At 50.8% G+C, this 11,445-nt stretch carries 9 protein-coding genes and 1 tRNA gene; 1 reads left to right on the forward strand and 9 read right to left on the reverse strand.

Features of this window, described 5'->3' with window-relative positions:
* Positions 1-81 precede the first annotated feature (81 nt).
* From HMPREF3093_RS04895 to HMPREF3093_RS04905, 3 genes are all read right to left on the reverse strand, one after another.
* Positions 82-155, reverse strand: a tRNA-Arg gene (locus tag HMPREF3093_RS04895).
* A gap of 261 nt (positions 156-416) precedes the next feature.
* Positions 417-2,153 (reverse strand): phosphoenolpyruvate--protein phosphotransferase, encoded by a 1,737-nt coding sequence (gene ptsP / locus HMPREF3093_RS04900; RefSeq protein ID WP_070755868.1) that lies wholly within the window; start codon positions 2,151-2,153, stop codon positions 417-419.
* On the reverse strand, positions 2,153-2,419 hold the full coding sequence (locus HMPREF3093_RS04905) for a phosphocarrier protein HPr (RefSeq protein ID WP_023391747.1): 267 nt from the start codon (positions 2,417-2,419) through the stop codon (positions 2,153-2,155). The genes ptsP and HMPREF3093_RS04905 overlap by 1 nt, the downstream gene beginning before the upstream one ends.
* A 275-nt stretch (positions 2,420-2,694) precedes the next feature.
* On the opposite strand from HMPREF3093_RS04905, the gene HMPREF3093_RS04910 reads away from it, so the two are divergent.
* A complete protein-coding gene (locus HMPREF3093_RS04910; protein WP_035364153.1) occupies positions 2,695-2,973 on the forward strand; it encodes a DUF1827 family protein in 279 nt (92 codons plus the stop codon).
* Between the two features lie 75 nt (positions 2,974-3,048).
* On the opposite strand, the gene HMPREF3093_RS04915 is transcribed toward HMPREF3093_RS04910, so the two are convergent.
* The 6 genes from HMPREF3093_RS04915 to HMPREF3093_RS04940 all read right to left on the reverse strand — a co-directional run bounded on the left by HMPREF3093_RS04915 (position 3,049) and on the right by HMPREF3093_RS04940 (position 10,693).
* Entirely contained in the window at positions 3,049-4,533 is a 1,485-nt protein-coding gene (locus HMPREF3093_RS04915; RefSeq protein WP_070755869.1) for a nicotinate phosphoribosyltransferase, read from the reverse strand.
* 29 nt (positions 4,534-4,562) lie between these two features.
* Positions 4,563-6,137: a peptide chain release factor 3 gene (locus tag HMPREF3093_RS04920; RefSeq protein WP_070755870.1), complete on the reverse strand. Its 1,575-nt coding sequence runs from the start codon at positions 6,135-6,137 to the stop codon at positions 4,563-4,565.
* A gap of 57 nt (positions 6,138-6,194) precedes the next feature.
* Positions 6,195-7,031 (reverse strand): DivIVA domain-containing protein, encoded by an 837-nt coding sequence (locus HMPREF3093_RS04925; protein ID WP_070755871.1) that lies wholly within the window; start codon positions 7,029-7,031, stop codon positions 6,195-6,197.
* An 88-nt stretch (positions 7,032-7,119) separates the two neighbouring features.
* A complete protein-coding gene (locus tag HMPREF3093_RS04930; protein WP_070755872.1) occupies positions 7,120-8,094 on the reverse strand; it encodes an asparaginase in 975 nt (324 codons plus the stop codon).
* Between the two features lie 232 nt (positions 8,095-8,326).
* Positions 8,327-10,105, reverse strand: coding sequence for a glycerophosphoryl diester phosphodiesterase membrane domain-containing protein (locus HMPREF3093_RS04935; RefSeq protein WP_070755873.1), 1,779 nt, complete (start codon positions 10,103-10,105; stop codon positions 8,327-8,329).
* Between the two features lie 159 nt (positions 10,106-10,264).
* Positions 10,265-10,693, reverse strand: coding sequence for a Dps family protein (locus tag HMPREF3093_RS04940; protein ID WP_070755874.1), 429 nt, complete (start codon positions 10,691-10,693; stop codon positions 10,265-10,267).
* Between the last annotated feature and the right edge of the window lie 752 nt (positions 10,694-11,445).

The raw sequence follows: 11,445 nt of genomic DNA on the forward strand, positions 1-11,445 counted from the left end.
TTACCTATAAGCACCTATAATCAAGAATATTGATTTACAGGCATTTTTAATCACCTATAAGCACCTATAATCAAGAAAAAACATCCCAGGAGGGATTCGAACCCCCGACCGTTCGCTTAGAAGGCGAATGCTCTATCCAGCTGAGCTACTGAGACATGCTGTATTCGCAAGTCGAATACCTATCTATTTTACGGCATGGGGCGGGCTTTGTCAAGGTCTGGTAGGCCTGGGCGGGCCCCTTTTCTTGGCTAGTCCATACCCTCTACTTTAAGAACGGTCAGCCCACAGCTGAGGCGCGCCCCACCCCTACCTTGTGCTAGGTCGGCCTCCCCTTCTCAGCCAGCTCCCAAGTCCAAAGCCCTTCCCACACAAAAAGAGACCAGGACCGCCGTCCTAGTCTCCTAATTCTTAGCTTATTATGCTTGGCCAGTTGCTTTAGCAACAGCTTCCGCTACCAAGGCTTCTACTTCATCAACAGTGGTGCACTCGTTGATGGCTTTGTCAGCCAAGGCTTTCATTTCTTGAGAGTCCAACTTGGTTAAGAGGGAACGCGTCTTCAAGATCGAAGTCGCTGACATAGAGAACTCGTCTAAGCCCATCCCCAAGAGGAGTGGCACAGCCGTTTGGTCCCCAGCCATTTCCCCACACATACCAGTCCATTTGCCTTCAGCATGCGATGCGTCGATGACATGCTTGATCAAGGTCAAGATAGATGGGTTGTAAGGTTGGTAGAGGTAAGAGACTTGCTCGTTCATCCGGTCCGCCGCCATGGTGTATTGGATCAAGTCGTTGGTCCCGATAGAGAAGAAGTCTACTTCCTTAGCAAATTGATGAGCCAAGACAGCCGCAGCTGGAATCTCAATCATGATCCCGACTTGGATGCCGTCAGCTACTGCCACGCCTTCAGCGACTAATTCAGCCTTGACTTCTTCGTAGAAGGACTTAGCTGAACGGAATTCGCTCAAGGTCGCAATCATTGGGAACATAATCCGTAGGTTGCCATGAACAGACGCGCGTAAGAGAGCCCGCAATTGGGTCTTGAACATGTCGCGTTGGTCCAAGGAAATCCGGATAGCCCGGTAACCCAAGAATGGGTTCATTTCGTGTGGTAATTCCAAGTATGGTAACTCTTTGTCACCACCGATATCCATGGTACGTACCACCACTGGCTTGCCAGCCATTGATTCCAATACGGCCTTGTAGGCTTCGTATTGTTCATCTTCAGTTGGGAAATCAGCAGAGTCCATGTAGAGGAACTCAGTCCGGTAAAGACCGACTGCTTCCCCACCGTTAGCCAAGACACCGGCTACGTCTTTTGGCGTCCCGATATTGGCAGCCAATTCCACGTGTTTGCCGTCTTTGGTTACGGATGGTGCTGAGACCAGTTTTGCCCATTCTGCTTTTTGGTCAGCGAAGGCTTGGGCTTTTTGGCGGTATTCCGCTACTTCCGCTTCGCTAGGGTTAACAAGTACTTTACCTTCTAAGGCGTCGACGATTAATAAGTCGCCATCCTTGACCACATGGGTTACTTCCTTGGTCCCGACAATAGCAGGAATTTCCAGAGAGCGCGCCATAATGGCTGAGTGGGACGTGCGTCCGCCAATATTTGTTACAAAGGCCCGAACGTATTTCTTGTTCAATTGCGCCGTGTCACTTGGAGTCAAGTCATGGGCAATGACAATGGCTTCTTCAGAGATCGTAGCTGGACTTGGTAACTTAACGCCTAAGAGAGCGGCAAGTACGCGTTCAGATACGTCTTTGATGTCGGCTGCACGCTCTTGCATGTATGGGTTGTCTTCCATTGATTTGAACAATTGGATGAACATGCCACTTACATCGCGCAAGGCTGCTTCCGCATTTACCTTTTCGTTACGGATAGTATTTTTGATTTGGTCAGTTAATTCTGGGTCGCCTAATACCAACAAGTGAGCTTCAAAGACCTGTGCCTCGTGTTCGCCTAAAGCGTCTAATGCCAAGTCACGAATGGCAGTAATCTCTTCTTTGGCTTGAGCCAAGGCAGCATCCAAACGCGCAACTTCGGCGTCAGTGTCTGCTACGGCTACTCGCTCAAAGCTCAAATCTGGCTCCGTTAATAAATAAGCAGGAGCGATGGCAATCCCATCACTCGCTGCAATACCCGCTAAGTAAGTCATTACTCAGCCAAGCCTTCTTTTTTCATAGTTTCAGTTACTGCTTCAAGCGCTTCTTTTTCGTCAGCACCTTCTGCAGTAATGGTTACGTCAGCGCCTTGGCCTACGCCTAATGACATAACACCCATGATGGATTTCAAGTTAACAGATTTACCTTTGTATTCTAAGTTTAAATCAGCAGAGAATTTGCTTGCAGTTTGTACCAACAAAGTTGCTGGACGTGCGTGAATCCCTGTTTCAGCTACAACGTGAAATTCTTTCTTTTCCATATCAAAAAAACTCCTTTGAAAAAATAGTTTAGAAGATGAGGATGTAATGGCGATTACATCTCTTCACGTACTAGGATAACATTTTTTTCCAGATAGAACAACCGTCTAGCATGAAAAAATGACCCTAAAGACGAAAATTTTTTAAACGCTTTCCTAATTTGGCCCCGTCCTAGTCGCTTTTTATCATGAAAATGTCTCTTTGCGGTTTTTTTCTAGAAATTCCCCTATATTTTTGGCTTGAAAAGGCTTATAATAGACTTAAAGGAGGGTCTCGTATGAAAATGATTGACGTCACCAATAGTCATTATGACTTGGTCACTAAACAGCTAGAATGTTCGGACGCATCCATTGTTAAGGTCTACACCCTAGGTCCTACAACCGTCTTCTATTCAGCTGCCCCAACCCACAAGAACATCATCGTCATCAATAAGAACCGCCCTGTGCGCGCCAAGGAAATTGATTTTGCCATTGCCAAACTCTTCCAGCAAAACAACCGTGACAATGTCGAAATCCTAGAGGCCCACAACTTTGTCGAGTTAGAACTCCGCCTATAAGCAGGCGGTTTTTTTCTTATATAAAATAAAAAAATAAGAGACTGAAAGGCCAACTTTCAGTCTCTTTTGCTTCTATTATTTTTCTTTGAGCAGCTGACGAATGTCTTCTAGACAAGTCCGGCGCAAGAGGCGGCCGTTCTCGAAGACTGGTAGCAAGAGGTTGTCGCAGCCTGCCAAACTTTCGCGGGTATGGCCGTCTTCGTAGGTCAGCTGACCTTGGTCATTGCGGTAAACCCGCACCCGGCCTTTTTGTGACTTCTTGGTGCCACCCTTGTCGGTCTTAGGCGCCTTGAAGATAGCCTTCTCTTGACCGTCGATGACCACTGAGGTCGCCTTGAGGGCGAAGCCGAAGGAGTCCCGGGTCATGGATTGATAGGACCGGCTGCCAATGCCGAAGACCACGTTGGAGCTAGCAAAGCCCTTAGCTGCCAAGCGCTCTAAGATCAGTTGGGCCCGTTCCAGGGTAATGGAGTCGCCATAGATGGCCCCGATATGCGGATCCAGCACCTTGTAGCCCAAGTCATTGACCTGGCCGCCAAAGGTATCCCAGAGGCACTCAATTAGCCCTTTTTCTTCTGGCGTTTGGCCCTTGCCAAATTCTTGGATCGTCCCGCAGAGAATGTCTTCTGGCACGCCAGAGTCAGGCCGGATGACCAAGCGACCCTCACGTTCCAGAATGACTGACTTAAGGGCTGGCAGGTATTCCCCTACCACGCGCCAGAAGTCCCAACTATCACTCACCACGCTGACAAAGCCCTTAGGATAGACATCCGTTAGCAGGTGGCGGAAGAGTTCTTGCTCGCTATCCTCGCCATAGGCACACATGACGCTGTGCTCTGTGGCCGGAATACTCATAATAATCGGAGCCTTCTCACAGTCAGCCTCATAGTATTCTTCATGGAAGCAACCGGCTGGAATGGTGTCCGAGCCCAAAAAGCTGAGCAAATGAGCCGCGCCTGACACGGTTGAAGTCATTTCCGAACTCATGCCCCGCATACCGAAGTCATGGGCTTGGAAGTCCACGCCCTCGACCCCACCTGTGGTTTGCAGACTGAAAGTCTCCAGAATCCGGCGGTAGCCATCGGCTACCGTGGCGCTAGTCATCGGCAACCAGAGGGTGTTGAGCATAGTGGTTTCCAGGTAGCTAGACAACCAGAAGAAGTCCGGATGGGTATTCTCGATGGTCAAAACTGGCACCTTGATAGGTGCCCGAGTCCCTTCAGCTAGGGCAGAGATTTTAATAGGCAGATAGCCCAGGTCGTGCAAGGCCTCCAAATGAGCCACGGGGACAGGGTCCAAGCCTAAGGAATGCTTAACGAAGCGTTGATAGTCGGCGATGACTTGACGCTTAGGCTTTTGGAAGAAGCCTTCGTTGAAGCGATTAATCAAGTATTCCTTGATATAGTATTGGATCCCGAAGACCACCACATGTTGGCTAAATTGAGCCCGTTCATTGGAACGTGGGGTCAAGACTGAGTAGACATTTTCGGTCTTGGCTGGGTATTGTTCCCGGTGGGAGAGTTTGTAGAAATCTGCTAAGAGGGTAACTGGCGTATTCATAGGCCTGGCTCCTTTCCATGAGCAAGTGATTAGAGTAATTTTTTCAATTCAATATCTGGATACTTGTCCTTGAACCAATTTTCAGCAAAGGCGTTCTCGAACAAGAAGACCGGCTGACCGAAGCGGTCCTTAGCCAAGAGGTTACGGCTGGAAGACATGTTAGGGTTGAGATCCTTCTCGTCAATCCAACGGGCAATCTTGTTGCCAATTGGGGTCATATCCACTTCCGCATTGTATTCATGCAGGAGGCGGTACTGGAAGACTTCAAATTGCAGCTGACCCACTGCCCCGATAATGTATTCTTCGGTGTGGTAGGTCTTGTAGAGCTGGATGGCCCCTTCTTGGACCAGCTGCTCAATCCCCTTGTGGAAGGACTTCTGCTTCATGACGTTCTTAGGTGTCACCTTCATGAAGAGTTCCGGCGTAAACTGTGGCAGGGGCTTGAATTGCAGACCGGCATTGCCCGTGTAGAGGGTGTCGCCAATCTGTAGGTTGCCTGTATCATAGAGACCAATAATGTCCCCGGCAACGGCTTCTTGCACTTCTTCCCGGGTATCGGCCATGAATTGCGTGGTGTGGGCCATGCGAATGGTCCGCTTGGTCCGGTTGAGGGTCACGTTCATGCCCTGCTCGAATTTACCGGAGCAGATGCGGACAAAGGCGATCCGGTCGCGGTGGGCTGGGTTCATGTTGGCCTGAATCTTGAAGATAAAGCCAGTAAAGCGTTCATCGGTTGGCTGGACCACTACCCCTTCCTCTGCCTCCACTGCGGCTGGCGCTGGCGCCAAATCCACAAAGGCATCGAAGAAGGTTTGAACCCCGAAACCGGTTAAGGCTGACCCGAAGAAGACAGGCGTCAACTTACCCCGGTTAATGAGCTCACGGTCGAAGGCATTACCCGCTTCTAACAAGAGCTGGGCATCTTCCATGGCTTGAGAATAGATAGAGGATTGCTTGAAGGCATGGTCGCCTTGGGCTTCCCCGTCTTCATCTAGAGGAATATAACTGTCCTCTTCCCCGTCTAGACCGCGTAGTTCCACCCGGTTATTGTAGAGGTCGTAGAGGCCCAGTAAGTTTTTCCCCATGCCCATTGGCCAGTTCATAGGATAGGCATCAATGCCTAGGACTTCTTCCAGTTCCGCCACCAATTCCAGGGGCTCCCGACCGTCCCGGTCCAACTTGTTCATGAAGGTGAAGATCGGTATACCACGCATGGAGCAGACTTCGAAGAGTTTCTTGGTCTGAGGCTCGATCCCCTTACCTGAGTCCACTACCATGACCGCGGCATCCACCGCCATCAGGGTCCGGTAGGTATCTTCCGAGAAGTCCTCGTGCCCTGGGGTATCCAGTATATTGACTTGATAGCCATCATAGTCCACCTGCATGACCGAAGAAGTGACGGAGATGCCCCGTTGCTTCTCGATTTCCATCCAGTCGGACTTGGCGAATTTCTTAGATTGCTTCCCCTTGGCCTTGACCGTCCCGGCTTCCCGGATAGCTCCCGAGAAGAGCAGGAGTTGCTCGGTGATGGTCGTCTTCCCCGCGTCCGGGTGAGAAATAATGGCAAAGGTCCGGCGCTTGGCTACTTGACTTGTTAAACTCATGTTAGGCTCCTTCTTAGTAAGCAAAAGCCCGTGGTTGGTTGACACGGGACTTGAGGCTTATGATCGTTTCTTCTTGTTGTGTTTGGGTTTAAAAGGGACGAGCTTGCGGTCAGCATCGCTGACTGAGCTGGAGGACTCTTCCCCTACGGGCGCTTCTTCATAGACTTGATCAGACCCGACAACTTTCTTGACTGCTTGGAACTGAGAGGAGGCGTCGTCCTCCTGGTCTTGCTTATCTTTGGCAGATGTTGATGACGCGTTCGATTGGGGCGCCTCTTGATTAGGCTCGACCGTCATCACTTCCTGGATTAATTTCTTCAATTCCTGCTTCTCTTCTTCAGTCAGGCTGCCGTCTTGTAAGAGGTGGCTTAAATCTTCCCGACCCTTAAGGCTAAAGCCGTCGTCGGCCACATATTCCTGAAGCTGGATGTTGAAGCGATTGACTTCCTTCTCTGGATAGAGGGCATCAAAGTCAGTGTCTTTGAGGATGGCTTCATACTGTGACAAAATGGTCATCATTTGGGCCTTCATCTCATTGAGCTGATCCTTGAGTTGGGCCCCGCCTTCCACCAAGTCATGGCTGTAGGCGGCGAACTCTTCCTTGTATTGGACCACTTGTTGGTTGGTCTGGTCGACTAGGCGTTGGGCCTCTTCCGTCGATTCTTGCACAATCTGATTACCTGTGCGGCGGGCATCCACAATCCCGTCCTTAAGGGCTTGTTCCATGTCCTGATATTTGACCATGTCTGCTTGCAGCTTGGTCACTTGTGCTTGGATGTCAGCGACTTGCTTTTCTAGCTCACTGATGCGCTGATCCTTGGATTCAATGACGCGTTCTACCTGACTACGATTGTAGCCGAAGAAGCTTAATCCAATATGGGTTACTTGACTCATATGGGTCACCTTTCTACTCATTCTAACTGTCCCTATTAGTTTATCAAAAAAACGTCGCCTTGGCATCCCTTTTTTGATAATTTTTCACTTATTTTGCCCCTAAATGAAAGGCCTGTTGGATATTAACCGGCGTCTGGCTGTTAAGCAAGACCAGCAACTTGATGCGAGCTTTGACCCCACTCAAGCCCTGGGTGAAGATGACCCCGGCTTGGCGCAGCTGCTTGCCGCCCCCTTCATAGTCATAAACATCTTCCGTAATGCCGTTGAAGGCCCGCGACACCATGACTACTGGCAGGCCGGCGGCCAGCACCTTCTTAAGGCCAGCTAAGCTAGCCGGTGGCAGGTTGCCTGCCCCTAAGCCTTCAATGACCAGGCCGCTATAGGCGCCTGAGTCCACAATGTGGTCAAACAAATCAGCCGTCATGCCTGAGTAAGCCTTGAGCAGGGCTACTTGCTTGGTTAGGCTTTGGAGCTCATAGTGCTCGGTATGAATCAACTTCTGGAAGTAGAGAACCTGGTTCTTAGACACAATCCCATTGGGCCCAAAGGTTGGCGTCTGGAAGGTGGCTACATTGGTAGTGTGGGTCTTGGTCACATAGGTAGCCGTGTGGATTTCCTCGTTCATGACCACCATGACCCCCTTGCCCCGCGACTGGTCAGCGACGGCGGTGACGATAGCCGACCGCAAATTGGCCAGGCCATCCGAGCCCATTTCATTGCTGGAACGCATGGCCCCCGTAATGATGACTGGGATGTCCAAATCCAGGGTCAACTCCAGGAAATAGGCTGTCTCTTCCAGAGTGTCAGTCCCGTGGGTGATAACCACCCCATCGAAATCCTCCTGGCGAGCCTCAATCCAGTTCTTAAGCTCCAACATATGTTGGGGCGTCACATGAGGTGACGGCAGGTGGAAGAAGTCAATGATGGTTAGGTCAGCCAAGGAACGGAAGAGATTGCCCTCCTGGCTGAGCGGATTGGTGGAAGATGGCGAGACCTTACCCGTGGTCTGGTCTTCACTCATGGAGATGGTTCCCCCTGTGTTTAATATGGCAATCCGTTTCATCCCTTGCCTCCCTCCTTTGGTCCTAATCGGCTATACAATACTTGCACCCCTTATTGTAACATGAATACCCCCCAGTGTCTGTAACAAATTCCCTACAAATGGCCGACTTAAGCCTGTAAAAAAGAGGCTCTGGGGCCTCTTTTAGGTGTGCTTAAATTGGCTTAACTAGGAAAAGAGTTAGCCCAAGTCAATCAGGCTAGTGAGTCCATGCCAACCGAGCTAATCAATCCAACTAGTTACCCGAAGCCAACTGGAGCAGATAGTCCAAGTAGTTGCCATTGTGGGACTGGAGCTTCTGGCGGATGCTGGCCACTTGATCCGGCTGATCCGTAATGATAGCATCGACTGGTTTTTGCAGATATTTGCGGATTTTCTCATTATCATTAATGGTCCAGACATAGACGGCCTTGCCCCGGTCGTGGGCCTGGTCAGCCAAGTAGTCCTGATAGGAGAAGTCTTCGATGACGAAGAAGTCTACTTGATTGTCGCCAAAGCCACCTAGTTGGATGGGAATGACATAGCCGGTCTCGATTTCTGGCGCCAGTCGCTCAATTTCTTCCATGACCTTGAGGTCCAAGGACATGGTCTTATACTGGGTCTCAACACCCAGCTGGCGCATCTTGTTGATAAAGATCTGCGCGTAATTATTGGGCTCGCCCCCGTGAGGCTTGAGCTCAACCAGGAGCTTGACGCCCAGTTCTTTGGCTCGTTTGACATAGGCGTCAAAGGAAGGAATGGTGGCCTCCAGGCCGTCCTGGCGTACAGTCAAGCCCTCCACTTCCGCCAGCGTCATGTCTTGAACCCGGCGGTCAAGGCCGGCCAGGCGCTTGAGGTTGTAGTCGTGCATGACCACGAATTGCTGATCCTTGGTCAGCAGAATATCCATCTCTACTTGGTCCACCCCTTGGGCAGCCGCCGCTTCCAGGGCTGGGATAGTATTCTCCACTCCCTCGGCCACATAGCCCCGATGGGCCACAACCTGCTGTTTAGTGTTAAGCCCACTGCTAAAGACTTCAAAGGCCGCCGAGCCATAGGCCATGGCACCCAGCAAGGCGAGCAAGAGGTAGAAGCGCCAACCACGTTTGCCCTTGGCCTGGGCTAGCAAGTAAGGCTGACTGTCCAAAGGCCGCCCCAGGAAAATCAAGAGAATGGACATGACGCCCACCTTGGTGAAGAGGCCAAAGGCGAAGTTGACGCCCCGATAGAGGGTCAGGACGCCGGCCTGGAACCAGAGATTATCGCCCTTTGTATTGATTAGGAAGGCTAGGCTGGCACCTAGAATAATAAATAGAAAGCCAAAGATAGCCAGGATTACTTCAAAGCCCAGCAAGGCGCCCACTAGCTTGCGCTTGCCCTGGCGCGTGGCCTGCCAACTCATTTTAAGCGATTGGGAGAAGGCCTGGTCGCCAATGACCATGAGGGGAACCGTGTAAATCAGACGCAGGTTGAGATAGGATAGGACTAGAAAAACCAGCCCCACCATAACCGTCCCCATGGGGGTCTTCATCAATTCACCCGTAATGAATTCCGGCACATAAATACCCTCCGTCAGACTGGACTCGAGGACCAAGCCACTGACTGGCAAGGTAATGAGCAAATAACCAAAAAAACTAACAAAGTCCAACCCGTTCAAGGATTTAAGCCGGCCCAGGGAATGGGTCAGCAAGCCTCGATAGGACAAGCGCTTGCCCTGGCGACAGGCATCAATCACATAGGCCATGGCCGACAGTTCCAGGTAGAAGAGCAAGGCGAAGACCGCCCCCAGCACCAGCAGAATACCAATACTAAGCGGGTTAGCCAGCAGATGACTAATATTGTTTTTGTCCAGGTTGGTCTGGTCGGCCGCAATCAGAGCCAGCCGGAAGAGATAGACCAGCAGCCCGGCCCCTAGCCCACTGACTAGGAATTGCAGGGCCGTCCCCATGGACAGCAGGACCAAGGCATGGCGCCTAATCAAACTTAGGGTCTGGCGGATGGGTTGGGCTTTGTGGTGTGTAAGGGTAGGTGACATAGAACTTCCTCATTATCTTAATCTAAACTTATCCAGTCCCGAGAACTGGGTCTCGTTTAGCCTAACATAAAATAGATAAAAATCATAGGGCCATTAGCCAAAAATAAGCGCAAAAAAAGGAGCCAGAAGACGGCTCCCAACTCCTTCATTTGATATTTTTTAGCCCAAGTAAGCCTTCATAGTCCACAAGTGCTTGTCGTAGACAGCTTTCATACCAATCAAGAGGTCTTGGCTGACTTCGTCGATGTCAGAATGGATGGCAGCTTCCAATTGAGTACGGAAGAGCTCGAAGTCAGCAACTGTTTCTTCGACCATTTGACGCGCTGATTTTTCAGTCGTGTAGGGTACTTCCTTGATGGTTGCCAAGGCTAAGAATTCACCTAAAGTTGAGACTGGCTTGCCGCCAATCATGAGGATGCGTTCGGCTACTTCGTCAAATTGTTCGTGAACTTCGTTATATTGAGTTTCGAAAAGTTCGTGCAATTTGTAGAAGTCTTGGCCCTTTACATAGAAGTGGTGTTGATGCAATTTCGCATATAAAACACCTAAGTTGGCTGTGATTTCGTTAAGACGTTGAACGGTTGACATAATCAAACACTCCTTTACTTTTTGATAGGATTTCCCTATCTATCTACCATTATAGACCTCTTAGATAGTAAAGCAAGGAATATGCACTTTTTATTGAGAATTATATAAATTTAGGTCTTGTTATTAGAAGACCAGACTGAGCAAGGCCAAGAAAGGCAAGCCGCCCCAGCCAGTGGTCCACTCTCCAGAGTGGTCCACTGGCTCTGACACTTCCCCCGATTTCCGGCCCTTTCCCGGCCTTTCCACCCTAGCTAGTGGTCCACTCTCCAGAGTGAGCCACTGGCTCTAACATTTTCCTAGGTTTCCGGCCCTTTCCCGGCCTCTCCGCCCCAGCTAGTGGTCCACTCTCCAGAGTGGACCACTGGCTAAGGCACTTCTCCCGATTTCCGGCCCTTTTCCGGCCTTTGCGCCCGAGCTAGTGGTCCACTCTTCAGAGTGGGCCACTGGCTCTGCCTCTTTCCCCGGTTTCCAGCCCTTTCCCGCCCTTTCCACCCTAGCTAGTGGTCCACTCTTTAAAGTGGGCCACTGGCTCCGCCTCTTTCCCCTGTTTCCAGCCATTTCCCGGCCTTTCCGCCCCAGCCAGTGGTCCACTCTCCAAAGTGGTCCACTAGCTCTGCCTCTTCCCTCAGTTTCCGGCCCTTTCCCGGCCTCTCCACCCGAGCTAGTGGTCCACTGGCTCTGCCTCTTTCCCCGGCTTCCGGCCCTTTCCCGGCCTTTTCGCCCGAGCTAGTGGTCCACTCTCCAGAGTGGAC

It is taken from the genome of Abiotrophia sp. HMSC24B09 (assembly GCF_001815865.1).
Taxonomy (GTDB): domain Bacteria; phylum Bacillota; class Bacilli; order Lactobacillales; family Aerococcaceae; genus Abiotrophia.

Coding starts and splice junctions, on each gene's coding strand:
- HMPREF3093_RS04915 (WP_070755869.1), bottom strand. CDS start 4,533: ATGAATACGCCAGTTACCCTCTTAGCAGATTTCTACAAACTCTCCCAC.
- HMPREF3093_RS04940 (WP_070755874.1), bottom strand. CDS start 10,693: ATGTCAACCGTTCAACGTCTTAACGAAATCACAGCCAACTTAGGTGTT.
- HMPREF3093_RS04935 (WP_070755873.1), bottom strand. CDS start 10,105: ATGTCACCTACCCTTACACACCACAAAGCCCAACCCATCCGCCAGACC.
- HMPREF3093_RS04930 (WP_070755872.1), bottom strand. CDS start 8,094: ATGAAACGGATTGCCATATTAAACACAGGGGGAACCATCTCCATGAGT.
- ptsP (WP_070755868.1), bottom strand. CDS start 2,153: ATGACTTACTTAGCGGGTATTGCAGCGAGTGATGGGATTGCCATCGCT.
- HMPREF3093_RS04925 (WP_070755871.1), bottom strand. CDS start 7,031: ATGAGTCAAGTAACCCATATTGGATTAAGCTTCTTCGGCTACAATCGT.
- HMPREF3093_RS04910 (WP_035364153.1), top strand. CDS start 2,695: ATGAAAATGATTGACGTCACCAATAGTCATTATGACTTGGTCACTAAA.
- HMPREF3093_RS04905 (WP_023391747.1), bottom strand. CDS start 2,419: ATGGAAAAGAAAGAATTTCACGTTGTAGCTGAAACAGGGATTCACGCA.
- HMPREF3093_RS04920 (WP_070755870.1), bottom strand. CDS start 6,137: ATGAGTTTAACAAGTCAAGTAGCCAAGCGCCGGACCTTTGCCATTATT.